This is a genomic window from Enterobacter sp. GER_MD16_1505_Eko_090 (assembly GCF_003331015.1).
GTDB classification, from domain to species: Bacteria; Pseudomonadota; Gammaproteobacteria; order Enterobacterales; family Enterobacteriaceae; genus Enterobacter; species Enterobacter roggenkampii.
Genome location: NZ_PUQF01000004.1, coordinates 104,834 through 131,245 on the forward strand (window position 1 = coordinate 104,834; position 26,412 = coordinate 131,245).

Annotated in this window: 27 protein-coding genes; 13 read left to right on the top strand and 14 right to left on the bottom strand. The window is 57.0% G+C overall.

Annotated elements, in window-relative coordinates; all coding sequences use genetic code 11:
• Positions 1-3: 3 nt before the first annotated feature.
• The 4 genes from C6A40_RS06060 to qseB all read right to left on the bottom strand — a co-directional run bounded on the left by C6A40_RS06060 (position 4) and on the right by qseB (position 3,042).
• Positions 4-318, bottom strand: coding sequence for a putative quinol monooxygenase (locus C6A40_RS06060; protein WP_008502984.1), 315 nt, complete (start codon positions 316-318; stop codon positions 4-6).
• A 31-nt stretch (positions 319-349) separates the two neighbouring features.
• Positions 350-931, bottom strand: a complete 582-nt coding sequence (locus tag C6A40_RS06065; RefSeq protein ID WP_045334465.1) for an NAD(P)H-dependent oxidoreductase — start codon at positions 929-931, stop codon at positions 350-352.
• A 105-nt stretch (positions 932-1,036) separates the two neighbouring features.
• A complete protein-coding gene (gene qseC / locus C6A40_RS06070; protein ID WP_045334462.1) occupies positions 1,037-2,386 on the bottom strand; it encodes a quorum sensing histidine kinase QseC in 1,350 nt (449 codons plus the stop codon).
• Positions 2,383-3,042, bottom strand: a complete 660-nt coding sequence (gene qseB, locus C6A40_RS06075) for a quorum sensing response regulator transcription factor QseB (RefSeq protein ID WP_045334459.1) — start codon at positions 3,040-3,042, stop codon at positions 2,383-2,385. Before qseB ends, qseC begins: the two co-directional genes overlap by 4 nt.
• A 138-nt stretch (positions 3,043-3,180) precedes the next feature.
• Here qseB and C6A40_RS06080 point away from each other — a divergent pair, with 138 nt between their 5' ends.
• The 4 genes from C6A40_RS06080 to ftsP all read left to right on the top strand — a co-directional run bounded on the left by C6A40_RS06080 (position 3,181) and on the right by ftsP (position 8,331).
• Positions 3,181-3,582, top strand: coding sequence for a YgiW/YdeI family stress tolerance OB fold protein (locus C6A40_RS06080; protein ID WP_045334456.1), 402 nt, complete (start codon positions 3,181-3,183; stop codon positions 3,580-3,582).
• Between the two features lie 118 nt (positions 3,583-3,700).
• The gene (gene parC, locus C6A40_RS06085; RefSeq protein ID WP_045334453.1) at positions 3,701-5,959 is read left to right on the top strand and encodes a DNA topoisomerase IV subunit A; all 2,259 of its coding nucleotides are present in this window, start codon (positions 3,701-3,703) and stop codon (positions 5,957-5,959) included.
• 163 nt (positions 5,960-6,122) lie between these two features.
• Positions 6,123-6,860, top strand: coding sequence for a 1-acylglycerol-3-phosphate O-acyltransferase (gene plsC, locus C6A40_RS06090; protein WP_008502990.1), 738 nt, complete (start codon positions 6,123-6,125; stop codon positions 6,858-6,860).
• A gap of 58 nt (positions 6,861-6,918) precedes the next feature.
• Entirely contained in the window at positions 6,919-8,331 is a 1,413-nt protein-coding gene (ftsP, locus tag C6A40_RS06095) for a cell division protein FtsP (protein ID WP_008502991.1), read from the top strand.
• Between the two features lie 31 nt (positions 8,332-8,362).
• On the opposite strand, the gene C6A40_RS06100 is transcribed toward ftsP, so the two are convergent.
• Complete coding sequence (locus tag C6A40_RS06100) at positions 8,363-9,838, bottom strand: TrkH family potassium uptake protein (RefSeq protein ID WP_008502992.1); 1,476 nt, start codon at positions 9,836-9,838, stop codon at positions 8,363-8,365.
• Between the two features lie 199 nt (positions 9,839-10,037).
• Between C6A40_RS06100 and C6A40_RS06105 the strand changes: the two genes are divergently transcribed.
• A complete protein-coding gene (locus tag C6A40_RS06105) occupies positions 10,038-12,212 on the top strand; it encodes a YgiQ family radical SAM protein (RefSeq protein WP_023344923.1) in 2,175 nt (724 codons plus the stop codon).
• Positions 12,213-12,327: 115 nt separating this feature from the next.
• Positions 12,328-12,729 (top strand): carboxypeptidase-like regulatory domain-containing protein, encoded by a 402-nt coding sequence (locus C6A40_RS06110; protein ID WP_025912494.1) that lies wholly within the window; start codon positions 12,328-12,330, stop codon positions 12,727-12,729.
• A 41-nt stretch (positions 12,730-12,770) separates the two neighbouring features.
• Here C6A40_RS06110 and dkgA read toward each other — a convergent pair whose 3' ends face one another.
• Positions 12,771-13,598 carry a 2,5-didehydrogluconate reductase DkgA gene (gene dkgA / locus C6A40_RS06115; protein ID WP_008502994.1) on the bottom strand — a complete coding sequence of 276 codons (828 nt, stop codon included), beginning with the start codon at positions 13,596-13,598 and terminating at the stop codon, positions 12,771-12,773.
• 105 nt (positions 13,599-13,703) lie between these two features.
• Positions 13,704-14,867 (bottom strand): alcohol dehydrogenase, encoded by a 1,164-nt coding sequence (gene yqhD / locus C6A40_RS06120; protein ID WP_045335204.1) that lies wholly within the window; start codon positions 14,865-14,867, stop codon positions 13,704-13,706.
• Positions 14,868-15,061: 194 nt separating this feature from the next.
• Here yqhD and C6A40_RS06125 point away from each other — a divergent pair, with 194 nt between their 5' ends.
• Entirely contained in the window at positions 15,062-15,961 is a 900-nt protein-coding gene (locus tag C6A40_RS06125) for an AraC family transcriptional regulator (RefSeq protein WP_008502996.1), read from the top strand.
• 48 nt (positions 15,962-16,009) lie between these two features.
• Here the strand turns inward: C6A40_RS06125 and yghB are convergent, their stop codons facing one another.
• Positions 16,010-16,669 (bottom strand): DedA family general envelope maintenance protein YghB, encoded by a 660-nt coding sequence (gene yghB, locus C6A40_RS06130; RefSeq protein ID WP_008499812.1) that lies wholly within the window; start codon positions 16,667-16,669, stop codon positions 16,010-16,012.
• Between the two features lie 143 nt (positions 16,670-16,812).
• The gene (gene metC, locus C6A40_RS06135) at positions 16,813-18,000 is read right to left on the bottom strand and encodes a cystathionine beta-lyase (protein WP_008499811.1); all 1,188 of its coding nucleotides are present in this window, start codon (positions 17,998-18,000) and stop codon (positions 16,813-16,815) included.
• A 251-nt stretch (positions 18,001-18,251) separates the two neighbouring features.
• On the opposite strand from metC, the gene exbB reads away from it, so the two are divergent.
• Both exbB and exbD read left to right on the top strand, forming a co-directional pair.
• Entirely contained in the window at positions 18,252-18,983 is a 732-nt protein-coding gene (gene exbB, locus C6A40_RS06145; protein WP_032653396.1) for a tol-pal system-associated acyl-CoA thioesterase, read from the top strand.
• Positions 18,984-18,987: 4 nt separating this feature from the next.
• Positions 18,988-19,413, top strand: coding sequence for a TonB system transport protein ExbD (exbD, locus tag C6A40_RS06150; protein WP_008499809.1), 426 nt, complete (start codon positions 18,988-18,990; stop codon positions 19,411-19,413).
• A 42-nt stretch (positions 19,414-19,455) separates the two neighbouring features.
• Here the strand turns inward: exbD and C6A40_RS06155 are convergent, their stop codons facing one another.
• Together C6A40_RS06155 and C6A40_RS06160 are read right to left on the bottom strand one after the other, a co-directional pair.
• A complete protein-coding gene (locus C6A40_RS06155; protein WP_008499808.1) occupies positions 19,456-19,905 on the bottom strand; it encodes a hypothetical protein in 450 nt (149 codons plus the stop codon).
• Between the two features lies 1 nt (position 19,906).
• Positions 19,907-20,311: a hypothetical protein gene (locus C6A40_RS06160; RefSeq protein ID WP_008499807.1), complete on the bottom strand. Its 405-nt coding sequence runs from the start codon at positions 20,309-20,311 to the stop codon at positions 19,907-19,909.
• A 103-nt stretch (positions 20,312-20,414) separates the two neighbouring features.
• Here C6A40_RS06160 and C6A40_RS06165 point away from each other — a divergent pair, with 103 nt between their 5' ends.
• Together C6A40_RS06165 and C6A40_RS06170 are read left to right on the top strand one after the other, a co-directional pair.
• On the top strand, positions 20,415-20,918 hold the full coding sequence (locus tag C6A40_RS06165; RefSeq protein ID WP_008499806.1) for an ESA_00282 family adhesion-associated protein: 504 nt from the start codon (positions 20,415-20,417) through the stop codon (positions 20,916-20,918).
• A gap of 82 nt (positions 20,919-21,000) precedes the next feature.
• Positions 21,001-21,489 carry a TIGR00645 family protein gene (locus C6A40_RS06170; protein WP_008499805.1) on the top strand — a complete coding sequence of 163 codons (489 nt, stop codon included), beginning with the start codon at positions 21,001-21,003 and terminating at the stop codon, positions 21,487-21,489.
• 64 nt (positions 21,490-21,553) lie between these two features.
• On the opposite strand, the gene C6A40_RS06175 is transcribed toward C6A40_RS06170, so the two are convergent.
• A complete protein-coding gene (locus C6A40_RS06175; RefSeq protein ID WP_045335206.1) occupies positions 21,554-22,594 on the bottom strand; it encodes an aldo/keto reductase in 1,041 nt (346 codons plus the stop codon).
• 231 nt (positions 22,595-22,825) lie between these two features.
• Here C6A40_RS06175 and C6A40_RS06180 point away from each other — a divergent pair, with 231 nt between their 5' ends.
• Positions 22,826-24,373 (top strand): methyl-accepting chemotaxis protein, encoded by a 1,548-nt coding sequence (locus C6A40_RS06180; RefSeq protein ID WP_058657784.1) that lies wholly within the window; start codon positions 22,826-22,828, stop codon positions 24,371-24,373.
• 126 nt (positions 24,374-24,499) lie between these two features.
• A complete protein-coding gene (locus tag C6A40_RS06185) occupies positions 24,500-24,754 on the top strand; it encodes a hypothetical protein (protein ID WP_052686623.1) in 255 nt (84 codons plus the stop codon).
• 107 nt (positions 24,755-24,861) lie between these two features.
• On the opposite strand, the gene C6A40_RS06190 is transcribed toward C6A40_RS06185, so the two are convergent.
• Complete coding sequence (locus C6A40_RS06190) at positions 24,862-25,194, bottom strand: glycine zipper domain-containing protein (protein ID WP_008499797.1); 333 nt, start codon at positions 25,192-25,194, stop codon at positions 24,862-24,864.
• 158 nt (positions 25,195-25,352) lie between these two features.
• The gene (gene yghU / locus C6A40_RS06195; protein ID WP_045335208.1) at positions 25,353-26,219 is read right to left on the bottom strand and encodes a glutathione-dependent disulfide-bond oxidoreductase; all 867 of its coding nucleotides are present in this window, start codon (positions 26,217-26,219) and stop codon (positions 25,353-25,355) included.
• Positions 26,220-26,412: the final 193 nt, after the last annotated feature.

Below are 26,412 nucleotides of genomic sequence, written 5' to 3' on the forward strand. Positions count from 1 at the left end.
AACTTAAACCCCTTGCTCCAGGATGCGGATGTGGGTTTCCAGCACGTCGCCCTTCACCGCGTCGCTCCACGCTTTCATGTGCGCGGTCTGCAGATGCGCTTCAAGATGCGCGACGGTTTCCCACTGCTCAACCATGATGATCGAGTCCGGCGCGGTCGCCTGGAAGCTGGCATCAGTGGCGGCATCCACCATCGGCGCGTAGCCGTGGCAGCCTTCTTCTTTCAGTACGGTCGGGATAATTTTCGCGAACTGATCCAGCACCGCCTGGCGGTGATGTTGACCTGGACGAGTACGGATTTCTGCGATAACGGTAAGCATGTTTACTACTCCTTTAATTCCAGGCTACCAGTTAAGCAAAAATTTCCGCGAGATGCTTGCGATATTCTGCGATATAGCGCGGGACATCAGGCATTTTAATCACGTCGTTGACGATAAAGGTCGGCAGCGGAACCATGCCCAGGAACTGATTCGCCTTGTGGAACGGCAGGTACGCGCCGTCCACGCCCACGCCCTCGAAGAACTGATCTTTCTCGGTGAAGGCTTCCAGCGGCGCGTTCCAGGTCAGTGACAGCATATATTTTTTGCCCTGAATCAGGCCGCCTGAACCGTATTTTTTGGACGCGTCAGAGCGGGTGCGGCCATCGCTGGCATACAGCGAACCGTGACCTTCCGTGAACACGTCGTCCATGTATTTTTTCACGGTCCACGGCGCGCCCATCCACCAGCCTGGCATCTGCCAGATCACCACGTCAGCCCACAGGAAGTTCTGCACTTCGACTTTCACGTCGTAGTGGCTGTCTGCACGCACGACCTTAACATCATGCCCGGCGTCGCGCAGGAAACCGTCCGCGACCTCGGTCAGGGTGTCATTCAGCTGGCCTTTAGAGTGCGCAAATTCTTTTGCACCGTTAATAATCAGAATGTTGCTCATTTTTTGTCCTCGGCGATGAGAGTATGCCGGGTATTCTACGCGCGAGGACGGAGCGGAAAAATGAGCAAAATGTGCAAAGTCTTTTGCTGGAGATGCAATAATCCGCTACCAGCTGACCTTCACCTCAAAGCCGCCTTCCGCCGCATTGCTCAGCGAGACGCGCATCCCGTGCAGCGCGGCAATGCGCCTGACGATAGAGAGCCCCAGCCCGCTGCCCGTGGCGTTCTGGCCCGGTGGACGATAAAAACGCTCGCCGATGCGCGCCAGCACCTCGGGGTCAACGCCGGGACCGTTGTCGCGCACGCTAAAGCTACGCGCGTCCAGCGTCACGTCCACCACGCTGCCGCGCGGACTGTAGCGGATGGCATTGTCCAGCAGGTTGCGCACCAGCAGGCTGAGCAGCAGGGGCTGCCCCTGACGTTTGACCTGCGGGGCATGGTTGATGAGGCGAATATCAATCCCTGCCTGCTGCGCCGGATGCCAGATATCCAGCACCGCCGACTGAAGTAAATCGGCAAGCGTTATCGGTTCGACATCGTCAAGGTTATCCAGCGAGTCCAGACGCGACAGGGTGAGGAGCTGATCCACCAGCCGCGAAGCGCGGTCGATTCCCGCATGCAGCTGTGCCAGCGCTTTTTCCCGCGCCTGCGGATCGTCCTGCGAGAGCTGCGCCACGTCAGTTTGCACCTTCAGGGCTGCCAGCGGGCTGCGCAGCTCGTGGGCGGCATCGGACGTAAAGCGGCGCTCGCGGGTCATCATCTCCTGGGTACGTGCGAAGAGGTGATTCAGCGCGTCGAGCAGGGGGCGCACTTCCGTGGGCACACCCTGAAGCACAAGCGCCTCGGTCGCATCCGGCGAGCGGGAGCGCAGGGTCTGCGCCAGCTTTTTGAGCGGCCTCAGCTCCCGGCTCAGGAGGAGAATCAGCAAGAGCAGCATCACGGGCAGCGCTACCAGCCAGGGCGTGAGCTGCGAGCTGACCACGTCCAGCGCCATATCCTGGCGGTACTCCCACTCCTGACCGACCACCACGCGGTATTTCCCGTCGGGTGAGGTCAGCCACAGGAAACGCCATTCATCGTTATCGTCCTGGAGCTGCCCGTTAGCAAACCCGTCGCGGCGATAGTGATACGGAATATCGCGCCCGTTCTCGCCGTCGTTCAGCAGCATTTTGCCGTCGACGGCGTAAATGGCGAAAGCCAGCGCGTCGTCATCGAGACGGCCATGCTTCACTTTCTTTGGGATCTCGCGCATCCGTTCGGGGGCGCGGATCTCGTCAAGATCCATCGTCAGCAGCCGTTTGGCAAACAGCATCTGCTGCGTGTCGAAGAGCTTATCCAGCTTATGGGTGGTCTGCTGCCAGGCCACCAGGCTGGCGGCAAACCATGCCATCAGGGAGAGCGCTAAAAAGAGGAGCGTCAGGCGCAGCTTCAGGCTCAGGCGTTGCGTCAGCTTCATGCGTCACCCAGGGTATAGCCGATGCCGTGCACGGTGCGGATAAACTCGCTGCCAAGCTTGCGGCGCAGATGATGAACGTGGACTTCTACCGCGTTGCTGGAGACGTCGTCGTCCCAGGTATACAGTTTTTCCTCAATCGTTTTGCGAGGGAGCACGCGGCCTGCATTGCGCATCAGCAGTTCCAGCAGCGCGAACTCTTTCGGCTTCAGCGTCAGCGGTTCACCGTCCTGCGTGGCGACGAGACGGGTCGGATCGAGCGTGACCTTGCCGTGGCGTAGCTCGCTATGCGTCTGTCCGTGGCTGCGGCGGACCAGCGCCTCGAGGCGGGCACCCACTTCAATCAGCGCGAACGGCTTGCAGAGATAATCATCCGCGCCAAGACGCAGCCCTTCCACGCGCTGGTTAAGCGCATCCCGCGCGGTCAGGATCAATACCGGCTCGCTGTGCCCGCTTTCGCGCCACGCGCGCAGGATGTCCAGACCGTCGATTTCCGGCAGCGTCAGATCCAGCACCACGGCATCGTAGGGCGCAGACGCGAGCGCGGCCTGACCGGTTTTGCCGTCGGTAAACCAGTCCACGCTAAAGCCCATTTTGCTTAAACCCGCCCTGATACCGTCGCCGATTAACGTGTCGTCTTCTACCAGTAAAATGCGCATATTCCCTCCTTGATGCCGTCAGTAAACCCTCTGTAAGCGCCTGCTGTACAGCAATAATAAATAAATTTTTCCCTTAAGAAGTTGTTAAGGATTACCCTGTTTAATGGACTGCGAAACCAGATTAAAGGGAGAGTTAATATGAAAAAATTCGCTGCTATTGCCGCCATCATGATGATGACCACTGCCCCCGTTTTTGCCGCGCAGGGCGGATTTAACGGCCCGTCTGCCGCACAGACCCAGACCCAAACGCAGGCAGGCGGTTTTGTCGATAACGACGCCAACCTCACCACCGCGGTGAAGGTAAAAGAGATGAAGGACGACAGCTGGGTGAAGCTGCGCGGGAACATCACCCAGCGCCTGTCCGATGACCGCTACACCTTCCGCGATGAGACCGGCACGGTGAACGTGGAAATTGACCACAAGCGCTGGAACGGCGTGACCGTCAGCCCTCAGGATAAAGTGGAAATCCAGGGCAAAGTCGATAAAGAGTGGAACGATTTTGAAATCGACGTGAAGCAGGTCATTAAGCTGAACAAATAACCCGGAAAGGGCCGCATAAGCGGCCCTTTTTCTTTGTGACTCAACTCGTCAGATAGGGTAGTATCTGCGGCAATATTGCCTGAAACCCTTCGGTTTCTGAGTTGAGGAATCACACGTAATGAGCGATATGGCAGAGCGCCTCGCGCTACATGAATTCACGGAAAACGCCTACCTGAACTACTCCATGTACGTCATCATGGACAGGGCGTTGCCGTTTATCGGGGATGGCCTGAAGCCCGTTCAGCGCCGCATCGTGTATGCGATGTCCGAACTGGGGCTGAATGCCACCGCCAAGTTCAAGAAATCCGCCCGTACCGTCGGTGACGTGCTGGGTAAATACCATCCGCACGGCGACAGCGCCTGCTATGAAGCAATGGTGCTGATGGCGCAGCCGTTCTCTTACCGTTACCCGCTGGTGGATGGTCAAGGGAACTGGGGGGCGCCGGACGACCCAAAATCCTTCGCGGCGATGCGTTATACCGAGTCCCGCCTCTCTAAATATGCCGAAGTGCTGCTGGGCGAGCTGGGCCAGGGGACCGTTGACTGGGTACCGAACTTCGACGGTACGCTGCAGGAGCCGAAGATGCTGCCCGCGCGTCTGCCGAACATCCTGCTGAACGGCACCACCGGGATTGCGGTCGGTATGGCGACGGACATTCCGCCGCACAACCTGCGTGAAGTGGCGAAAGCCGCCATCACCCTGATTGAGCAGCCGAAAACCTCGCTCGACGATCTGCTGGATATCGTGCAGGGCCCGGACTTCCCGACCGAAGCTGAGATCATCACTTCGCGTGCGGAAATCCGCAAAATCTACCAGAACGGTCGCGGCTCCGTGCGCATGCGCGCGGTGTGGAATAAAGAAGACGGCGCCGTGGTGATCACCGCGCTGCCGCATCAGGTTTCCGGTGCCAAAGTGCTGGAGCAGATCGCCTCCCAGATGCGCAATAAAAAGCTGCCGATGGTGGACGACCTGCGTGACGAATCTGACCACGAGAACCCGACCCGTCTGGTGATCGTGCCGCGTTCTAACCGCGTGGACATGGAGCAGGTGATGAACCACCTGTTCGCCACCACCGATCTGGAAAAAAGCTACCGCATTAACCTGAACATGATTGGCCTCGACGGACGCCCGGCGGTGAAAAACCTGCTGGAGATCCTCTCCGAATGGCTGACGTTCCGCCGCGATACGGTACGCCGTCGTCTGAACCATCGTCTGGAGAAAGTGCTTAAGCGCCTGCATATCCTCGAAGGTTTGCTGGTGGCGTTCCTCAATATCGACGAGGTGATTGAGATCATCCGTACCGAGGACGAGCCGAAGCCCGCCCTGATGTCGCGCTTTGGCATCAGCGAAACCCAGGCCGAAGCGATCCTCGAGCTGAAGCTGCGCCATCTCGCCAAACTGGAAGAGATGAAGATCCGCGGCGAGCAGAACGAGCTGGAAAAAGAGCGCGATCAGCTGCAGGCGATCCTCGCGTCCGAACGCAAGATGAATACCCTGCTGAAGAAAGAGCTGCAGGCTGATGCCGACGCGTTTGGTGACGACCGTCGTTCTCCGCTGCACGAGCGCGAAGAAGCGAAGGCGATGAACGAGCACGACATGCAGCCGTCCGAGCCGGTGACCATTGTCCTGTCGCAGAGCGGCTGGGTGCGCAGCGCCAAAGGCCACGATATCGACGCGCCGGGGCTCAGCTACAAAGCGGGCGACAGCTTTAAAGCGGCGGTGAAAGGCAAGAGCAACCAGCCGGTGGCGTTTATCGACTCCACCGGTCGCAGCTATGCCATTGACCCGATCACGCTGCCTTCCGCGCGCGGGCAGGGTGAACCGCTGACCGGCAAGCTGACGCTGCCGCCGGGCGCGACGGTTGACCATATGCTGATGGAAGCCGATGACCAGAAGCTGCTGCTGGCGTCTGACGCGGGCTACGGTTTTATCTGTACCTTCAACGATCTGGTTTCCCGCAACCGTGCCGGTAAGGCGCTGATTAGCCTGCCGGACAACGCTCACGTAATGGCACCGCTGGTGATCGAGAACGAAAGCGACATGCTGCTGGCGATCACCACCGCCGGACGTATGCTGATGTTCCCGGTCAGCGATCTGCCGGAGCTGTCAAAAGGCAAGGGCAACAAGATCATCAACATCCCGTCGGCGGAGGCCGCGAAAGGCGAAGATGGCCTGGCGCACCTCTTCCTGCTGCCGCCGCAGAGCACGCTGACCATTCACGTCGGCAAGCGCAAAATCAAGCTTCGTCCGGAAGAGCTGCAGAAGGTGGTGGGCGAGCGCGGTCGCCGCGGCTCGCTGATGCGCGGCCTGCAGCGTATCGACCGCGTGGAGATTGACTCTCCTGCACGCAGCGCGGCGGGTGACAGCGAAGAGTAATGTCGTGATATCCCCCTCTGTCCGGAGGGGGAATTTCAATAAAATTTCCCGTAAAATCGTTGTTAATTCGTGCGTTGCGATTAACAATACGCGCTCGTAATAAAGTCCTTACCTGGCCACAGGTGAAGTATAATTGTCAGCTGTCAGGGCTTCAGAGGTCGCTATGCTATATATTGTTCGTCTTATTCTTACCGTTATCTACTGTATTCTGGTCTGTATTTTCGGCTCTATTTATTGCCTGTTCAGCCCGCGTAATCCGAAGCATGTCGCCACCTTTGGCCATATGTTCGGGCGTCTTGCGCCGCTGTTTGGTCTGAAAGTTGAAAAACGCCTGCCGGAAGGAGCGGAGAATTTCGGTAACGCCATCTATATCGCCAACCATCAGAACAACTACGATATGGTGACGGCCTCCAATATCGTGCTTCCACCGACCGTGACGGTGGGCAAAAAAAGCCTGCTGTGGATCCCGTTTTTTGGTCAGCTGTACTGGCTTACCGGTAACCTGCTGATTGACCGTAATAACCGTGCAAAAGCGCACGGCACCATTGCAGAAGTGGTGAATCATTTTAAAAAGCGCAGGATCTCAATCTGGATGTTCCCGGAAGGGACGCGCAGCCGCGGCCGCGGCCTGCTGCCGTTTAAAACCGGTGCGTTTCATGCCGCAATTGCGGCAGGTGTTCCAATTATTCCTGTGTGCGTTTCCAATACTTCGAATAAGATTAATCTTAACCGCCTGAATAACGGGCTGGTGATTGTCGAAATGCTGCCACCCGTCGATACCAGCAAATACGGTAAAGATCAGGTGCGCGAGCTGGCAGCGCACTGCCGTGATCTGATGGCTGAGCATATTGCGCTGCTCGACAAAGAAGTCGCAGAGAGAGAAGCCGCCGGTAAGATCTAACCCGGCGTTGAAGGGAAAACGAATTCCCGCGTTGTTAGTCGTTTCAGATGGAGCTTATATGTCACTCAGTCGGCGTCAGTTTATTCAGGCTTCGGGGATCGCCCTTTGTGCGGGTGCGATGCCGCTGACAGCCAGCGCCGCCGGGCAGCAACAGCCGCTGCCTATTCCGCCACTCATTGAATCCCGTCGCGGCCAGCCGCTTTTCCTGACGCTGCAGCGCAGCCACTGGTCCTTTACCCAGGGGACGCGTGCGCCGGTCTGGGGCATTAACGGACGTTACCTTGGGCCGACCATACGCGTGTGGAATGGCGATGACGTAAAGCTCATCTACAGTAACCGTACCCCTGAAAATGTCGCCATGACCATCAGCGGCCTGCAGGTGCCTGGCCCGCTGATTGGCGGCGCGGCGCGCATGATGTCGCCCAGCGCCGACTGGGCGCCCGTTCTGCCGATTCGCCAGAGCGCGGCAACCCTGTGGTATCACGCCAACACCCCTAACCGCACGGCGCAGCAGGTCTATAACGGCCTGGCCGGCATGTGGCTGGTGGAAGATGAAGTCAGCAAATCCCTGCCGATCCCGAACCACTACGGCGTGGATGACTTCCCAATTATCATCCAGGACAAACGTCTGGATAATTTCGGTACGCCGGAATACAGCGAACCGGGGAGCGGTGGCTTCGTTGGCGATACGCTGCTGGTTAACGGCGCGCAGAGCCCGTATGTCGAAGTGTCCCGTGGCTGGGTGCGCCTGCGCCTGCTCAACGCGTCTAACTCGCGCCGCTATCAGCTGCAAATGAGCGATGGCCGTCCGCTGCACGTCATCTCCGGCGATCAGGGTTTTTTACCGGCACCGGTGTCCGTCAAACAGCTGGCGCTCGCGCCGGGTGAGCGTCGCGAAATTCTCATTGATATGACCAACGGGGATGAAGTCTCTGTGACCTGCGGCGAAGCGGCAAGCATTGTTGACCGTATTCGCGGGTTCTTTGAACCGTCGAGCATTCTTGTCTCGACCCTGGTGCTGACCCTGCGTCCAACCGGCCTGCTGCCGCTGGTGACCGATAGCCTGCCCATGCGCCTGCTGCCGCAGGAGATCATGAGCGGCTCCCCGGTGCGCAGCCGTGATATCAGCCTGGGCGACGATCCGGGCATCAACGGTGCGCTGTGGGACGTCAACCGTATCGACATCACCGCGCAGCAGGGCACCTGGGAGCGCTGGACGGTGCGTTCAGATATGCCGCAGTCGTTCCATATTGAAGGGGTAAGCTTCCTGATCCGCAACGTTAACGGCGCGATGCCGTTCCCGGAAGATCGCGGCTGGAAAGATACCGTCTGGGTGGACGGTCAGGTTGAACTGCTCGTCTACTACGGCCAGCCTTCGTGGCCGCACTTCCCGTTCCTGTTCCACAGCCAGACGCTGGAGATGATGGACAGGGGCTCCGTAGGGCAGATGCTGATCAACCCCGCGCCATAACCTCTGACATTCCCGGTTCGCCGGGAATGGTTTATGCCCGCCAGAAAAAGCGCGAGAACAGAATCAGCACCGGGTAAATTTCCAGACGCCCTAAGATCATCGCCGCGCACATCAACAGCTTAGCCCCTTCTGTTAACGTGCCGAACGTCGACGCCGTCTCGCCAAATCCCAGCCCCATGTTGTTGATACAGGCGGCGACCGTCGCGAATGACGTAAACAGATCGTAGCCCATCAGATTAAGCGCCCAGACAAAAAAGCCCGTGATCATCACGTAGAGAAAGAAGAAGCTCCAGACCGAGCGCAGGACGCGTTCATTCACCACGCTTTTGCCCACCTTAATGCTCAGCAGCGCGCGCGGATGCGCCAGCTGGTTCATCTCCTGAATACTCTGCTTGAACATAATCAAAAAACGCAGGGCTTTGATCCCGCCGCAGGTCGAGCCTACGCAGCCGCCAAAAAAGCTGGCGCTCAATAGCAGGAAGATGGTGTGGGTGGGCCATTGGGCGTAGTCGGCGGTCGACAGGCCGTTATCGGTCATCATCGAACTGGCAAGGAAGAAGGCGTGCACCAGGCTATCCGTGGGGCTGTACATGCCTGCATGCCAGACCTGCCAGGCGGTGATGAGGATAATCGCCGCAGCGGCGCTCAGGAAGAATTTAACCTCCGGGCTGCGACGAATCGGCTTCAGGGTGCGTCGGACAATGGCGACGTACCAGAGGGTGAAGTTAAACGCGGAGAGCAGCGAAAACGCCCCGGCAACCAGCTCGATTGCGTGGCTGTCATAAAAACCAATGCTCTCGCTGCGGGTGGAGAAGCCGCCCAGTGACACGGTCGAAAGCCCGTGACAGACGGCGTCAAAAAAGGACATTCCCGCCAGCCAGTAGGCCAGAGTGCAGGCCACGCCCAGCGCGAAGTAGGTCACCCACAGCGTGCGCGCGGTATCGGCAAGGCGGGGCGTCAGACGCTCCTCCTTGAACGGCCCCGGCATCTCTGACTGATAGAGCTTCATGCCGCCAATGCCCAGCAGCGGCAGGACCGCGACGGCCAGCACGATGACGCCTAACCCGCCAATGAAATTCAGCTGAGCGCGGTAATAGAGGTACGACTTAGGCAGGGCGCTGACGTCCCCGATCACCGTCGCTCCGGTAGTGGTGATCCCGGAAACCCCTTCAAAGAGCGCGTCAGCAAAGGAGAGCTGAAGCCCGTCATCCATCCAGAGCGGCATGGCGCTAATCAATGAAAAAAGCAGCCAGAACAGCACGATAATCACGAAACCGTCGCGGGTGCGCAGCTGGATGCCGGCGTGGCGGGTTGCCCGCCAGGTTAAGCCTCCGAGACTAAAAAAGGTTAAAAAAGTGGTCAGGAAGGCAAAGTAGGTCCGCTCTTTGTTCAGCAGGGCGATAACCATCGGCGGCAGCATGGAAAGGCTGTACAGCAGCACAAGGAAACCGCAGAGGTGCAGGACAACCCGCAGCTGGGAGACATGTAACGAATCGTTGGGCTTCACAACTGAGCTCCGCACAAACACGCATTCCGGGGCAAATCACCGGAAAATAGAGTGAATATTATGATCCAAAATTATCAGGGCGGCGTATTTTAACGACTTCCGTGAATATCTGCCTGCTTCCTGCATCCTTTTCTTCAAATCTGGCAGATGAACAGCGTATAATCCCGCTCCTTTTGTTTATTTTTTCTTCGGAAGCATTATGAGCGCAATTTCCCTGATCCAGCCGGATCGTGACCTCTTCTCCTGGCCCCAGTACTGGGCGGCCTGCTTTGGACCGGCGCCGTTCCTGCCGATGTCCCGGGAAGAGATGGACCAACTGGGCTGGGACAGCTGCGATATCATTCTGGTCACGGGCGATGCCTACGTTGACCACCCGAGCTTCGGCATGGCCATCTGTGGCCGTATGCTCGAAGCGCAGGGCTTCCGCGTGGGGATCATCTCCCAGCCTGACTGGAACAGCAAAGACGACTTCATGCGTTTGGGTAAACCGAACCTGTTCTTCGGCGTGACCGCAGGCAACATGGACTCGATGATCAACCGCTATACCGCCGACCGTAAGCTGCGCCATGACGACGCCTACACGCCGGATAACGTGGCGGGCAAACGTCCGGACCGCGCAACCCTCGTCTACACCCAGCGCTGCAAAGAAGCCTGGAAAGACGTGCCGGTGATCCTGGGCGGCATCGAGGCGAGCCTGCGCCGTACCGCACACTACGACTACTGGTCAGATACCGTGCGCCGCTCGGTGCTGGTGGATTCCAAGGCCGACATGCTGATTTACGGAAACGGCGAGCGTCCGCTGGTGGAAGTGGCGCACCGCCTGTCGCAGGGCGAGCCGGTGAGCAGCATCCGCGACGTGCGCAATACCGCCATTATGGTGAAAGAGGCGCTGCCGGGCTGGCGCGGGGTAGATTCCCGCATCATCGATATGCCGGGCAAAATCGACCCGATCCCACATCCGTACGGCGACGATCTGCCGTGTGCCGATAACAAACCGGTAGAGCCAAAGAAGGCGGAAGCGAAGGCGATCGTCGTGCAGCCGCCGCGTCCGAAGCCTTGGGAAAAGACCTACGTACTGCTGCCCTCCTACGAGAAGGTGAAAGCCGACAAGGTGCTCTACGCGCACGCGTCCCGTATTCTGCACCATGAAACCAACCCGGGCTGCGCCCGCGCGCTGATGCAGAAGCACGGCGAGCGCTTTATCTGGATCAACCCGCCAGCGATCCCGCTCTCCACCGAAGAGATGGACAGCGTCTTTGCGCTGCCGTACAAGCGCGTGCCGCACCCGGCGTACGGCAACGCCCGCATCCCGGCGTATGAGATGATCCGCTTCTCGATCAACATCATGCGCGGCTGCTTCGGTGGCTGTTCCTTCTGCTCCATTACCGAGCACGAAGGGCGCATTATTCAGAGCCGCTCTGAAGATTCAATCATCAATGAGATCGAAGCCATTCGCGACTCCGTGCCGGGCTTTACCGGCGTGATTTCCGATCTTGGCGGCCCAACCGCCAACATGTATATGCTGCGCTGCAAATCACCGCGCGCGGAACAGACCTGTCGTCGCCTCTCCTGCGTCTATCCGAGCATTTGTGAGCACATGGACACCAACCACGAGCCGACGATCAACCTCTACCGCCGCGCGCGCGATCTGAAGGGCATCAAGAAGATCCTCATCGCGTCCGGGGTGCGTTATGACATCGCCGTGGAAGATCCGCGCTACATCAAAGAGCTGGCGACGCACCACGTTGGTGGCTATCTCAAGATTGCGCCGGAGCACACCGAAGAAGGCCCGCTGTCGAAGATGATGAAGCCGGGCATGGGCAGCTACGATCGTTTTAAACAGCTGTTCGACACCTACTCGAAGCAGGCGGGCAAAGAGCAGTATCTGATCCCGTACTTCATCTCCGCCCACCCGGGCACGCGTGATGAGGACATGGTGAACCTGGCGCTGTGGCTGAAGCAGCGCCGCTTCCGCCTGGATCAGGTGCAGAACTTCTATCCGTCACCGCTCGCCAACTCGACGACCATGTACTACACCGGCAAGAACCCGCTGAGTAAGATTGGTTATAAGAGTGAAGACGTGGTGGTGCCGAAAGGGGATAAACAGCGTCGTCTGCACAAAGCGCTGCTGCGCTACCACGATCCGGCCAACTGGCCGCTGATCCGCCAGGCGCTGGAAGAGATGGGCAAAAAGCACCTGATCGGCTCGCGCCGCGACTGTCTGGTACCGGCCCCGACGCTGGAGGAGATGCGCGAAGCGCGTCGCCAGAACCGCAATACGCGCCCGGCGCTGACCAAGCACACGCCGATTGTGCATCAGCGTTCGAACGGTGGAGCGGGAACGAAGAAGACCGTAAAACGTAAGATCGGTTAAACCTGTAACAAAGCCCGGTGGCGCTAGCGCTTACCGGGCCTACAGGTCAGCGCGTAGGCCGGGTAAGGCGCAGCCGCCACCCGGCTTTTTTCTGCATAAGGGTAGGAGGCCCAAAATGAAAATTAGGAAGTTAACAGGAGCGATGCTGATTGGCCTTACGTTATGCGGTTGTGTAATGCACCGCCAGACACAGCCAGAAGTGGAAGGACGTCTAATCGACAGCGCAGGTAAGCCAGTCCCGGGCGCTAAAATAACATTAGAGAGGGAGCAAACGCTTTCTGACGACAACGGTCGTTTTGCTTTTCAGAGCCAGCATGAGTGGATCTTTTTTCTGCCAATAGGTCCGATGGACTGGATTTATCACACCCCGCTCCAGATAAGCGTCAACGGAAAGGAATATGGTGCAGAAGTAGGCGGCGGTCTCGGTGGGCCACATAAACTGGAAGGGAAAGCGTACAACGTTATTTGCACATTACCTGATCTTCCCGGAGAAGCGAGATGTCAGTCCGGTTTATAAATTAAAACGAGCCCGGCGGAAGACCGGGCTCGTTTTAAGTATTATCCGCCAAACTGATCCGGGTCTGGCCCAAGCCGCTTGCCCTTATCCAGCTTCGCAATTTCCCCCAGCTCATCTTTGTCCAGACGGAAATCCCAGACGTCGAAGTTCTCGGCGATGCGCGATGGCGTGACCGATTTCGGGATCACCACCAGGCCGTTGTCCAGATGCCAGCGAATGACGATCTGCGCCGGGGTTTTGCCGTATTTATCCGCCAGGTCGCGGATAATTTTCTGATCGAATACCCCTTCACCGCCCTGAGCCAGCGGGCTCCAGGATTCGGTCTGAATCTTATGCGTGGCGTTCCAGGCGTGAAGCTGGCGCTGCTGCAACAGCGGGTGCAGCTCGATCTGGTTAATCACAGGCGCGACGCCCGTCTCGTCAATCAGCCGCTGCAGGTGATGAACCTGGAAGTTACAGACGCCGATGCTTTTCACCAGCCCCGCTTTTTGCAGTTCAATCATCCCTTTCCAGGCATCAACGTAATGGTCGATGGCCGGAACCGGCCAGTGCATGAGATACAGGTCGACGAAATCGAGCTGGAGCTTCTCCAGACTCTCCTGCAGGGCTTCGCGGGGACGCTTTTGATCGTCATTCCACAGTTTCGTGGTGATGAATAACTCATCGCGGGGGACACCGGCGCTGGCCAGCGCGGTCCCCACGCCGTCCTCGTTTTTGTACGCGGCGGCGGTGTCAATCGACCGGTAGCCGACTTCCAGGGCTTTATGAATGGCGGAGACGACCTCGTCGTTACCGGCTTTCCATACACCTAGCCCCAGCTGGGGCATCACGTTGCCGTCCTGCAGCTTGATTACGGTTTGGTTTGCCATTTTTCCTCCTTCAGGTGCGCATCGCCGGAGGGAGACTCCGGCGATGGGGTGTGCATTAAGTCTGGACGAAATGTCAAAAAACGAAAGTCGGGGGGACAAAAACGCTTAGCGTGCCGCCTCGTAAATACGGCGGCTGACGTCCAGGCTGATGTCGCCGTGCTCGCCCAGATGGGTCATGCCGTGCTCTTCGAGTTTCGCCAGCAGGGCAGGGATAGAGCTGCCGTCCAGACCGTAGCCAGACAGACGCGTTGGCACGCCCAGACCTTCAAAGAAACTGCGGGTCGCTTCGATGGCGGCATCAATACGCGCATCGTCAGAACCCTCGGTGATGTTCCACACGCGCTCAGCGTACTGCAGCAGTTTGGCGCGTTTGGTATCACGTTTTTCATTCCACAGCGCAGGCAGCACAACGGCCAGCGTCTGCGCATGATCCAGACCGTGCATCGCCGTCAGTTCGTGGCCCAGCATGTGGGTCGCCCAGTCCTGCGGCACGCCAGCACCGATCAGGCCATTCAGCGCCTGGGTGGCGGCCCACATCACGTTGGCGCGAACGTCATAGTTTTCCGGCTCTTTCAGCGCTTTCGGACCTTCTTCAATCAGCGTCAGCAGAATGCCTTCCGCAAAACGATCCTGGATTTTGGCATTCACCGGATACGTGACGTACTGCTCAACGGTATGAACAAAGGCATCGACCACGCCGTTCGCGACCTGACGCGCAGGCAGGGTGTAGGTGTAGACCGGATCCAGAATGGCGAAGACAGGCTGAACGTGTTCGTTCATGAAGGCCTGCTTATCACCGGTAGTTTTACGGGAGATGACTGCGCCCTTGTTGGATTCAGAACCCGTCGCTGGCAGGGTCAGCACGGAGCCCATCGGGATGGCGCTTTTGATGTCGCTGCCGCGGGTTTCCAGAATGTGCCACGGATCGATGCCGTCAGCATAGTGCGCTGCCGCCGCGATGAATTTGGTGCCGTCCAGCACGGAGCCGCCGCCGACCGCCAGCAGGAAGGTGATGTTTTCTTCGCGGGCGATTTTCACCGCGTTCATCAGCGTTTCGTAGGACGGGTTTGGCTCAATGCCGCCGAACTCACGCACGTCCAGACCGTCCAGCGCGCTGTAAACCTGATCCAGCACGCCGGTTTTTTTCACGCTGCCGCCGCCGTAGGTGATCAGCACGCGGGCGTCAGCAGGGATCTGTGCGCGCAGGTCAGCGATAGCGTCTTTACCAAACAGAATGCGGGTTGGGGTGTGAAGATTAAAGTTGTTCATTGCTCGTTCCCTTTAGTGGGTGAAAAACCGTGGTGCGCAGAGGGCGACCTGATGCTGCACATTGTGGCCGTCCGGGGCTACGCCCTCAATGCACATTCCTGCCGATGTCTTGCCCATTTCTACAGAGCGCTGGAGAAAGCGCGGAAAACAACGCACACTGTCAACGTCGAAAACCGCACCCGGAGTAACGCAAGATGAACCGTGAGGCTATCTGCCAGCAGCTCACTGCGCAGATTAAGAGATTGATAGATAATGAAAATCGTGCCAGCGATCTGCTGCCGGACATTCGCCTGCTCTACGGCACGCAGCCCGGAACGCGCACGCCGGTCATGTACCAGCCGGGCATCGTTTTTCTCTTTTCAGGCCATAAAATTGGCTATATCAACGAGCGCGTGTTCCGCTACGACACCAATGAATATCTGCTGCTGACAGTACCTTTACCCTTCGAATGTGAAACCTTCGCGACAGAGGCGGTTCCGCTGGCGGGGATCCGCGTCAATGTTGATATCCTCCAGCTGCAGGAGTTGCTGATGGAGATTGGCGAAGACGAACTCTTCCAGCCTTCGATGGCCTCAAGCGGGATCAACTCGGCAACGCTGTCGGAAGAGATCCTCTGCGCCATTGAGCGTCTGCTGGACGTCATGGAGAGGCCGCTGGACGCGCGCATACTGGGCAAGCAGATTATCCGAGAAATTCTGTACCACGTGCTGCTGGGCCCGGGCGGCGGCGCGTTACTTGCCCTGGTGAGCCGACAGACCCACTTCAGCCTGATAAGCCGCGTGCTCAAGCGTATCGAAAGCCAGTACACCGAAAACCTCAGCGTCGACCAGCTGGCGGCGGAAGCCAATATGAGCGTCTCGGCGTTTCACCATAACTTTAAATCGGTGACCAGCACTTCGCCGCTGCAGTACCTCAAAACCTACCGGCTGCATAAGGCGCGGATGCTGATGATCCACGACGGCATGAAGGCCAGCGCGGCGGCGATGCGGGTGGGCTATGAAAGTGCGTCGCAGTTCAGTCGGGAGTTTAAGCGCTATTTCGGCGTCACGCCGGGAGAGGATGCGTCACGTATAAGAACGATGCAGGGAGCCTGACGAAAAACGTAGGCCGGGTAAGCGATAGCGCCACCCGGCTTTGTTGAATTATGCGCTGCAGTACTTCTTCTTAATCACTACCGCGATGGTGCCCACCAGACCCGCCACCAGCAGGAACATCGGCAGCACCATCAGGAAGGTCATCACCTGATCTTCGTGGTGTTTCACGAAGGGGATCATATTCAGCGCGTAGCCGAATGTCGTCACCACGCCAACCCAAAGCAGGGCGCTCAGCCAGTTGAAGAACTGGAAGCGGCGGTTCGACAAACCGGAAATGCCCGCCATCGTCGGCAGAAGGGTGCGAACGAACGCCAGAAAACGTCCGGCCAGCAGCGCAAGCAGGCCGTGTCGGTCAAACATGCAGGTTGCACGCTGATGGTATTTATGGGGTAACTGCGCCAGCCAGCTTTTGACCACGCGCGTGTTGCCGAGCCAGCGGCCCTGCAGATAGCTCAGCCAGCAGCCCAGGCTGGCTGCGGAAGTGAGGATAACCATCGTGGGCGTAAAGTCCATGACGCCTTTGCCGATCAACGCCCCGGCAAGCAAAAGCAGACTGTCACCGGGTAAAAACGAGGCTGGCAGTAATCCATTTTCCAGAAACAGCGTTGCGAACATCACGAAATAGACGACGCCTATGACGTGAGGATCCGCCAGGGCGGCAAAATCATGTTGCCAGAGCGCCGCGATAATATCTTGAATAACAGCCATGGACTTTCCTGTGGAACAGCAGATATAGCGCTATTGTACTCCCTAATTCGCCCGACGGGTTTGATCCCGGGCGCAACTCATGCAGACTTTTCTGCTTGCGGTGTCCACAAAAGCGTCCAGAGAGTACATTTTCAGCCAGCACTCTACACGATACGCTCGAACCCTGCTGCTAAATCCGCAATCAGATCGTCAACATTTTCTAAACCGATATGCAGTCGTATTAGGGTACCGCTGAAGTCCACTTCACCGCCGGGGCGCAGGGCCGCGATCTGCTCCGGCTGGTTAGCCAGGATCAGGGATTCAAAACCGCCCCAGGAGTAGGCCATGCTGAAGAGGCTAAAATTATCCAGATAGCTTGCCAGCTCGTCATTATTCAGCCGTTTTTTCAGCACAAACGAGAACAAACCGCTGCTGCCCGTAAAGTCACGTTGCCAGAATTCATGCCCCTTACTGCCCGGCAGCGCCGGATGGTTTACGCGCTCAACCTGCGGATGCTGCGCCAGCCATTCGGCCACCTTCAGGCTGCTTTCGTGGTGCTGACGCAGACGAACGCCCAGCGTGCGGAGTCCGCGGCTGGTCATGTACGCCGTGTCGGCATCCACCATCTGGCCCATCAGATAGGCGTTTTCACGCAGCTGATCCCAGCAGCGCGCGTTGGAAACCGCAGTACCAATCATGCCGTCAGAGTGGCCAATCAGGTATTTCGTCGCCGCCTGGATGGAAATATCAATGTCGAATTCCAGCGCTTTAAACAGCACGCCTGCCGCCCAGGTGTTGTCGATCATAATGATCGCCTCTGGCGCTTTGCTGCGCACGGCCTTGACGATAGCCGGCACGTCGTGAACTTCCATGGTGAGTGACCCCGGCGATTCCAGGAACACAATGCGCGTGTTTGGCTGAATAAGTTCGGCAATGCCTTCACCAATCAGCGGGTCGAACCAGCCGGTCGTCACGCCGAGCTTGCTGAGGATTTTGGTACAGAAGTCCTGGCTGGGTTCATAGGCGGTGTTGGTCATCAGGATATGGTCGCCCTGTTCCACAAACGCCAGAATGGTGTTGGCGACCGCCGCCGCGCCGCACGGGAACAGCGCGCAGCCTGCGCCGCCTTCCAGCTCGCACATCGCTTCCTGTAAAGAAAAATGGGTTAGCGTGCCGCGACGACCATAAAACAGTCCGCCTTTTGCGCGGTTGCGCGTGGCGTTTTTTTTCTCCTCAACGGTATCAAACACCAGCGAGGAGGCGCGTTGAATCACGCTGTTGACCGATCCCTGAGTATATTTTTTGCTGCGTCCTGCCTGTACCAGCGTGGTATCAAGATGCTTCGTTGTCATGTTCGCTAACCCTGTTTTTATACGTCTGGACGTCCAGACTACCACGATTGGAAAAAACTGCACCCGCAGGCTTATCGAATAAGCAGAAAATATTACCAAAAAAGCGCATAAGAAATTTTTACTGCGTAAGCGCAAGGAAAGTGAACGAAAATTGCGGCACTATGCAAATACTAATGAGAACTACTATCAATTCGACGATGTTTTGATATTATTACGTTCAGATTTTGTGATTTGCGTCCTGGAGATACAGAGTGGGTAATAATTTGATGCAGGCGGATCTCTCCGTTTGGGGCATGTATCAGCATGCTGACATCGTGGTTAAGATTGTGATGATCGGCCTGATTCTGGCGTCCGTTGTCACCTGGGCTATCTTCTTCAGCAAGAGCGCCGAGCTGCTTTCGCAGAAGCGTCGCCTCAAGCGGGAACAGCAGCAGCTGGCAGAAGCCCGCTCTCTGGATCAGGCCTCAGATATGACCTCATCCTTCCACCCGAAAAGCCTGACTACCCTGCTCGTGAATGAAGCACAGAACGAGCTGGAACTCTCCGCGGGCAGTGAAGATAACGAAGGCATCAAGGAGCGTACCGGTTTCCGTCTGGAGCGTCGCGTGGCGGCGGTTGGCCGACACATGGGGCGCGGCAATGGTTATCTGGCCACCATCGGCGCGATTTCGCCGTTCATCGGTCTTTTCGGTACGGTTTGGGGCATCATGAACAGCTTTATCGGTATCGCGCAGACCCAAACCACCAACCTGGCGGTCGTTGCGCCGGGTATCGCAGAAGCGCTGCTGGCGACGGCGATTGGTCTGGTCGCGGCGATTCCGGCGGTGGTTATCTACAACATCTTCGCGAGGATGATTGGCAGCTACAAAGCCACCCTCGGTGACGTTGCCGCGCAGGTTCTGCTGCTGCAGAGCCGCGATCTCGACCTGAATGCCAGCGCCGTTAAGCCGGTGCACGCGGCGTCCAAACTGCGCGTAGGTTGATATTATGGCGATGCGTCTAAACGAAAATCTGGACGATAACGGCGAAATGCATGAGATCAACGTGACGCCGTTTATCGACGTCATGCTGGTTCTGCTGATCATCTTCATGGTGGCCGCGCCGCTGGCGACGGTGGACGTGAAGGTGAATCTGCCAGCCTCGTCCAGCCAGCCGCAGCCGCGCCCGGAAAAGCCTGTCTATCTGTCCGTGAAGGCCGATAAATCGATGTTCCTCGGTAACGACCCGGTAACGGCCGACTCTGTTATCCCGGCGCTGGATCAGCTTACCGGCGGTAAAAAAGACACCACGGTCTTCTTCCGTGCGGATAAAACCGTGGATTATGAAACCATGATGAAGGTAATGGACACGCTGCATCAGGCGGGTTATCTGAAGATTGGGCTGGTCGGCGAAGAGAAAGCGGCCGCGAAGTGATAAAGAAGCTGGCGAAAGCCGGCTTTTTTATGCCTGTTGGGTTTATGCGTTCTTATTTTCCGTCGGTGCGATAGAGGGGGTTGCCAGCGCGTCCTCATCAAGCGCAACGCAGGTGACGTTTGAGGTACGGTACTCGCCGTCTGACAGTTTGCGCGTCAGACGCAGGGTGGCGATCTCTCTGGCAAGCAGATACTGGTAGTTGGCCTCAAGGCGTCCCAGAAGCTTCTCTTTTAGCTCTGGCCGCTGTTCCATGATGGCGTTCATCACGGCACCGTAAATTTCTTCTTTGACCTGCAGCGGATAAATCTCACGGCGATTCTGCCATTTCAGCCGGACCAGCGTCGCCGGGATCGATACCAGGTCTTGTGTAATGCGCGTCATCTCGTCATTTTTTGTGTTTCGCAGCGCGTCGAGATTTTGCTTTAAGATAAATTCATCACTTTTTTTATCATCCAAAGTCAAATAAACGTCGTTATTTTTAACTTCCTTCACGTTAATCCTCCCCCAGGCTATAAAAAATTGGGTTGTTTTTTTCGCGCGTAATTAAGTTAAGCCAAATTTCATTGCCCGCTTCGTTAATTTCTTTGGTTTTTTCGGCCAATATTTGACTTAGTTTCTGGGCATCTATTTCACCTTCGGCCTGCAGATCATTCAGCAGGTGGACAAAGGCTTCAATTTTTATGGCGCGAAATAAGCGGTCTTTTATATGACGATCGTGCTCTTCCAGCAACATATTACGGGATTTGCCGGTACGGGAAACACCAATTAATATATCAGGCTCGAAATCAGAGAGCTTTCTTTTCCCCTGAGTGAAACTGACCTCTTTTTCTGCTTCCGTCGGTTGCTGTTCCACAGGCGTAATGTGGTACTTAGCCGGGACGAGATAGTCGGGCAGCATTTTTAATTTCCTTTAATTTCAACAGGGTGGGGTTGGTAAAGGCGTGAGATTCGTTGACAATATCATGAGGCAAATTTAAAATCAAAAAAAATGGAGCCTACCCATGAACAGCATCTTTTTTACGGTCATCACATTACTATTACTGACCGCTGGTGTGCTTTTATTGATGCAGGAGTTCAATAAAACGAAAGTGTCGAAAGACACCAGTGAACCGCCGCAACCGGAACTCATGACAAAAGAGGAAGGGGAAGACCATTTCTCTGTATTGATGAACTCCGTTACGCCTGTCTGGTACTGGCGGGTGAACCATGAATATATCGACTTTTTACACGCGACAATTAAACGCATGAAAATGTCGGAAATTAATGACACGCCCGGACTGTTTGAAGCACAGCGTCGCTGTAGCGATCTCAATTCAGCCGTGTATAAATATTATGACAATATCAAAAAACGCTGCCTTAACGGCGAGAAGGTCTCTTATTCCGATCTGGACGTATTAAATTTGCGTCAGTGTTTTCGTGAGTTCAGCCTTGAAGCCTACCCGGAGCTGGTGGTGCTGGTCTGGCCGGAATACGCCCGTCCCGAGGTTAACCCCGACAACGTCTGAGTGACCATACTGGTGAGCTATTGCAAACAGTCAGCGCCATTGGGATATACTGGGCGCTGGTTTCTCTTGCAAACAGGACTTTATGGAACGCTTTTTTGAAAATGCCATGTACGCCTCTCGCTGGATACTGGCTCCCGTCTATTTTGGCCTTTCGCTGGCGCTTATCGCGCTGACGATTAAGTTCTTTCAGGAAATCCTGCACGTTCTGCCGAATATCTTTTCCATTGCCGAGGCGGATTTGATTCTGGTTCTGCTGTCGCTGGTGGATATGACCCTGGTGGGCGGGCTGCTGGTAATGGTGATGTTCTCCGGCTACGAGAATTTCGTCTCTCAGCTGGATATCGACGAGCGAAAAGAGAAGCTCAGCTGGTTGGGCAAAATGGATGCCTCGTCGCTGAAGAATAAAGTGGCCGCGTCGATTGTGGCGATCTCTTCTATCCACCTGCTACGCGTGTTTATGGACGCGAAGAACGTGCCGGATAACAAACTGATGTGGTACGTCATTATCCATCTGACGTTTGTGCTGTCTGCGTTTGTGATGGGGTATCTGGATAAGATCAGTAAGAAGTAAAGTACGCCTTACCCCTCACCCTAACCCTCTCCCCAAAGGGGAGAGGGGACTGCTCGGTGCGGCCTTATTTATCAGACGACGCCTGCCACAGGTTCAACTCCCCATCCGCAACATGCTGGTCAATCCGCTTGAGTTCGTCCTCACTGAAGTACACGTTATCCAGCGCCCGAACGTTCTCCTCAATCTGTTCCGGGCGGCTGGCGCCAATCAGCACTGACGTCACGCGCGCGTCTTTCAGCAGCCAGCTCAACGCCATCTGCGCCATGGTCTGACCGCGCGCCTGCGCCATTTCACTCAGCAGACGCAGGCTGTTCAGGTTGGCTTCGGTCAGCATTTTTTCGTTCAGACCGCGGACTTTCTTGCCTTCACGCTGCATGCGTGAATCTTCAGGAATACCGTTCAGGTATTTTCCGGTCAGCAGCCCCTGCGCCAGCGGGGTAAAGGCGATGCACCCGGTACCGTTGGCCGCCAGCGCATCCAGCAAACCGGTCTTATCGACCCAGCGGTTGAGCAGGTTATAGGACGGCTGGTGGATCAGCAGGGGGATCTTCCACTCGCGCAGCAGCTCGGCCATTTTTTGCGTGCGCTCGGTTGAATAGGAGGAAATGCCTACATACAGCGCTTTGCCGCTCTGCACGGCGTGGGCAAGCGCAGAGGCCGTCTCTTCCATCGGCGTGGTTTCATCCACGCGGTGGGAATAGAAAATATCCACGTAGTCGACGCCCAGGCGTTTCAGGCTCTGATCGAGGCTGGCGAGCAGATATTTGCGCGATCCGCCTGAGCCGTATGGCCCGGCCCACATGTCGTAACCCGCCTTGGTGGAGATAACCAGCTCGTCGCGATACGCGGCAAAGTCCTCACGCAGCAGGCGGCCGAAATTCTCCTCCGCGCTGCCCGGCGGCGGGCCATAGTTATTGGCGAGATCGAAATGGGTGATGCCGAGGTCGAAGGCTTTTCGCAGCAGCGCTCGCTGGGCGTCAAGAGGCTGGACGTGGCCGAAACTATGCCACAGTCCCAGCGACAGCGCGGGCAGGCGCAGGCCACTTTTACCGCAATAACGATATTGCATACTCTCATAGCGGCCAGGGTAAGGGTGCCAGGACATGATGTCTCCTTTCTTATTGATGAATTTTTCGAAACAATGTTTTCATTCTGAACTTACCACATCGCAAATGACATCCCTAAGCTCGGGCCCAATGATTAACGACCGCTGTGCGACCAGTGAAGCCACGCTAATTAAAAATGATCACAAAACGTTATAATTTCCCTCTTTCCTGCCGATAACGAGAGTAGTACTCGCCTCTGGGCGAACTCACCCTCACGGCAAGGAAGACTTATGAATATGCTCCGTAATTTCACGATCCGTTTCGTCATGCTGACGATTCTCGGGATCTTTTGTTTAATGTGGGCGGGCGTTGGGTTGTACAGCACCTGGTCCCTTTCTCGCGTATCAGATGGCAATGAAGTCGACCGCCAGCTGGTTAAACAGATGACGGTACTCAGCCAGGGTAACGATCAATATTTCCGCTTTGTGACCCGTCTGAGCCGCGCAATGGAAGTCAAAGCCGCAGGCGGCACGCCGGATCTGTCCTCCGCCCAACAGGCGCTGGATAACATGGGCAAGAAACTGGCCGAGATGAAAGCGATCTCCCCTGGCCCGATGGATGAGCAGATCTCTTCCCGGGTGATCGGCTCCTGGCAGGCGCTGCTCGAACAGGGCGTCACGCCGCAAATGCAGCAGGCGAAGCAGGGGGCTCTGGAGGGATATCGCCAGCAGGCCAACAACGTCACGCCGCCGCTGAGCCGTGCGTTCGGCGCGGCCGCTGAGGAGTTCAACAATGCCGCCGCGAAGTCGCTCGACAGCACCCGCGTGGTGGTGGACGGCCTGACAAGCATGACCCGCACGGTGATTATAGTCGCCACGATTATCGGCCTGCTGATCCTGCTCTTCACCGACCGTTACCTGGTGGCGATGTTGGTCAAACCGCTGGCTCGCATTCGCCAGCAGTTCCGCCAGATTGCCCAGGGAGATCTCAGTCAGCCCATTGAGCCGTTCGGTCGTAACTGCGTGGGGCAGCTGGTGCCGCTGCTGAGCGCTATGCAGGACAGCCTGCGCGAGGCGGTCAGCACGATCCGCTCCGGCAGTGAAAACATCTGGCGCGGCGCGACGGAAATCTCCAGCGGTAACAACGACCTCTCTTCCCGTACCGAAGAGCAGGCGGCTGCGCTGGAAGAGACGGCAGCCAGCATGGAACAGCTGACCGCCACGGTGAAACTGAACGCGGAAAGCGCGCGTCAGGCCAGCCAGCTGGCCGATGTGGCCTCAACCACCGCCAGCCGCGGCGGCTCGCTGGTGGAAGAGGTGGTGACCACCATGAGCGGTATTTCGGAAAGCTCGAAGAAAATTGCTGAAATCACTAACGTCATTAACAGCATTGCCTTCCAGACCAATATTCTGGCACTTAACGCGGCGGTTGAAGCAGCACGCGCGGGCGAACAGGGGCGCGGCTTCGCCGTCGTCGCGGGCGAAGTCCGCAACCTGGCAAGCCGCAGCGCCAACGCGGCGAAAGAGATTGAAGGGCTGATTACCGATTCCGTTTCCCGCGTCGAGCAGGGTGCAAAGCTGGTAAGCGACACGGGTACGACCATGGATGCGATTTTGCGGGACGTGACGGAAGTGACGACCATTATGAAGCAAATCGCCTCTGCCTCTGAGGAGCAGAGTAAAGGCATTTCGCAGGTCGGTATCGCCATTACCCAGATGGACGGCGTCACCCAGCAAAACGCCTCGCTGGTGGAGGAGGTTTCCGCGGCGGCTTCGGCGCTGGAGCGTCAGACCGAAGATCTTCAGCGCTCGGTGCAGAAGTTCCGCCTGACAGCATAACGCAACTTATAAGGCCGCCTTGTGCGGCCTTGTATTATTAACGCCTTCCCCATTCAGCCCCTTCTGAAACTGCTATTCTTTTGCTAACCCCCTGACGTTCTGGGCTCTCTTCTCCGAGGTGTTGCTATGAACAGATCGTTATCTGTCATTCCTGTCCTTTCTTTCATTCTTCTGATGCTGTTCTCGGTTTTTGCCAGTGCGACCCAGCAGGCGCAGGAGCGGCGCGTGGCGCGTGATGTCAGGCAGGGAACCCGCGATGCGTCGCGGCAGGTGAAGCAGACCTGCGTGGCGAACAATAACCAGAGCAATCACGACTACCGTCAGGACAAGCGTCAGATGAAACAGTCCGGAAGACAAAAATCGCGGGACATTAAGTATTAATGCGATTAACGGAAACTATCCAGGGATGAGACACGAACAATAAGCGGAGGGCGTCATCGGGAATGTGATTCATGCCGGGCAAACGCAGCGCTGCCCGGCTGTGTTTATCAGTGCGTCGCTTCACCAATCAGCGCGCCCGTGCCCGCGCCAACGGCTGCACCTTTCAGCACGCTCTTGCCGGTAACCGCCGCGGCGCCTGCGCCCACGGCAGCCCCTACGGCGCCGCCTTTACGCGCGGCTTTACCTTTGTCGCCGTTTTTGAACATGGCACCCGTGCCTGCGCCAACAACGGCACCGCCAACGGTGGATTTCAGATCTTTGCCCGTGGCCGCGCCAATGGCAGCACCTGCTACCGCGCCAGCGGCGGTTTTATCGATGGCCATTCCCGAGGTGGAAAAAATGAGGGCGCTGATAACCAGCGTTGTTTTAATCAGTTTCATAACAGATCCTTTGTGACTGCTGTCGGTTGATACGTCGCTTCTCACTCTGAGGTGAGAAAAACGCACAGATAGTGCCAGCAATACCGGCTCAACCTTTAGGCCAATCATGCCCTGCGAAAGGATCTCGGTTGCCGGGCGGCGATCCGCCCGGCAGAACATTACGCCTGACGCTTATCTTCCGTATTGGTCTCGAAGTCGCTCGCCGCGTGGCGTTCGTGAAGCTGCTCGTTCAGCTCGCCGCTGGTGCGGTTAACGATGCGTCCGCGCTTAACGGCATGGCGGTTCGCCACGTCTTTCGCCCAGCGCTGCACGTTGGTGTACTTTTCTGCGTCGAGGAACTCAGCGGCGTTATACACGCTGCCCAGCGCCACGCAGCCGAACCATGGCCAGATGGCGATATCGGCAATGGTGTACTCCTCACCCGCCACGTAGCGACCGCGCGCCAGCTGTTTATCCAGCACGTCGAACAGGCGTTTGGCTTCCATGGTAAAGCGGTCAATCGCGTACTCAATTTTCACCGGGGCATAGTTATAGAAGTGGCCAAAGCCGCCGCCGAGGAACGGCGCCGCGCCCTGCAGCCAGAACAGCCAGTTCAGCGTCTCGGTGCGTCCCGCCGGATCTTTCGGCAGGAAGTGGCCGAATTTCTCCGCCAGATAGAGCAGGATATTGCCGGATTCAAAGACGCGCGTTGGCGGGTTCGTGGAGTGGTCACGCAGCGCCGGGATTTTCGAGTTCGGGTTCACCTCAACGAAGCCGCTGGAGAACTGGTCGCCCTCGCCGATGCGGATCAACCACGCGTCGTACTCCGCGCCCGTTACGCCCAGCGCCAGCAGCTCTTCGAGCATGATCGTCACTTTCTGTCCGTTCGGTGTGCCGAGCGAGTAGAGCTGCAGCGGGTGCGAACCGACAGGAAGATCTTTCTCATGGGTCGCGCCGGAAATGGGGCGGTTGATGTTGGCAAACGCGCCGCCGTTGTTCTTTTTCCATTCCCACACTTTGGGTAGCTGATACGTGTTGTCTGACATGTTGGCCTGCCTTTTGAGTGATGTGTTGAGGCAGTGTAGCAGGAGATTTGTGAAGCGTTTAACGAACTGAGCGTAATCGATCTGCCGCTATTCCTTCCGGCGCTTATATATATCAAATCAGGTATAAGCTTAATCGAAAATCGCATTTTCATAATTAATGCGTAAACGGATAAAGCTGCATATGATGCTTCAA

Excerpts from the sequence above, each read along its gene's own strand:
- C6A40_RS06060 (WP_008502984.1), bottom strand. The coding sequence starts at position 318 with ATGCTTACCGTTATCGCAGAAATCCGTACTCGTCCAGGTCAACATCAC.
- C6A40_RS06190 (WP_008499797.1), bottom strand. The coding sequence starts at position 25,194 with ATGAAACTGATTAAAACAACGCTGGTTATCAGCGCCCTCATTTTTTCC.
- C6A40_RS06080 (WP_045334456.1), top strand. The coding sequence starts at position 3,181 with ATGAAAAAATTCGCTGCTATTGCCGCCATCATGATGATGACCACTGCC.
- C6A40_RS06175 (WP_045335206.1), bottom strand. The coding sequence starts at position 22,594 with ATGTCCTGGCACCCTTACCCTGGCCGCTATGAGAGTATGCAATATCGT.
- C6A40_RS06170 (WP_008499805.1), top strand. The coding sequence starts at position 21,001 with ATGGAACGCTTTTTTGAAAATGCCATGTACGCCTCTCGCTGGATACTG.
- yqhD (WP_045335204.1), bottom strand. The coding sequence starts at position 14,867 with ATGAACAACTTTAATCTTCACACCCCAACCCGCATTCTGTTTGGTAAA.
- C6A40_RS06180 (WP_058657784.1), top strand. The coding sequence starts at position 22,826 with ATGAATATGCTCCGTAATTTCACGATCCGTTTCGTCATGCTGACGATT.
- plsC (WP_008502990.1), top strand. The coding sequence starts at position 6,123 with ATGCTATATATTGTTCGTCTTATTCTTACCGTTATCTACTGTATTCTG.
- yghU (WP_045335208.1), bottom strand. The coding sequence starts at position 26,219 with ATGTCAGACAACACGTATCAGCTACCCAAAGTGTGGGAATGGAAAAAG.
- qseC (WP_045334462.1), bottom strand. The coding sequence starts at position 2,386 with ATGAAGCTGACGCAACGCCTGAGCCTGAAGCTGCGCCTGACGCTCCTC.
- C6A40_RS06185 (WP_052686623.1), top strand. The coding sequence starts at position 24,500 with ATGAACAGATCGTTATCTGTCATTCCTGTCCTTTCTTTCATTCTTCTG.
- C6A40_RS06125 (WP_008502996.1), top strand. The coding sequence starts at position 15,062 with ATGAACCGTGAGGCTATCTGCCAGCAGCTCACTGCGCAGATTAAGAGA.
- parC (WP_045334453.1), top strand. The coding sequence starts at position 3,701 with ATGAGCGATATGGCAGAGCGCCTCGCGCTACATGAATTCACGGAAAAC.
- C6A40_RS06160 (WP_008499807.1), bottom strand. The coding sequence starts at position 20,311 with ATGCTGCCCGACTATCTCGTCCCGGCTAAGTACCACATTACGCCTGTG.
- C6A40_RS06065 (WP_045334465.1), bottom strand. The coding sequence starts at position 931 with ATGAGCAACATTCTGATTATTAACGGTGCAAAAGAATTTGCGCACTCT.
- yghB (WP_008499812.1), bottom strand. The coding sequence starts at position 16,669 with ATGGCTGTTATTCAAGATATTATCGCGGCGCTCTGGCAACATGATTTT.
- metC (WP_008499811.1), bottom strand. The coding sequence starts at position 18,000 with ATGACAACGAAGCATCTTGATACCACGCTGGTACAGGCAGGACGCAGC.
- dkgA (WP_008502994.1), bottom strand. The coding sequence starts at position 13,598 with ATGGCAAACCAAACCGTAATCAAGCTGCAGGACGGCAACGTGATGCCC.
- C6A40_RS06110 (WP_025912494.1), top strand. The coding sequence starts at position 12,328 with ATGAAAATTAGGAAGTTAACAGGAGCGATGCTGATTGGCCTTACGTTA.
- exbD (WP_008499809.1), top strand. The coding sequence starts at position 18,988 with ATGGCGATGCGTCTAAACGAAAATCTGGACGATAACGGCGAAATGCAT.
- ftsP (WP_008502991.1), top strand. The coding sequence starts at position 6,919 with ATGTCACTCAGTCGGCGTCAGTTTATTCAGGCTTCGGGGATCGCCCTT.
- qseB (WP_045334459.1), bottom strand. The coding sequence starts at position 3,042 with ATGCGCATTTTACTGGTAGAAGACGACACGTTAATCGGCGACGGTATC.
- C6A40_RS06165 (WP_008499806.1), top strand. The coding sequence starts at position 20,415 with ATGAACAGCATCTTTTTTACGGTCATCACATTACTATTACTGACCGCT.
- C6A40_RS06105 (WP_023344923.1), top strand. The coding sequence starts at position 10,038 with ATGAGCGCAATTTCCCTGATCCAGCCGGATCGTGACCTCTTCTCCTGG.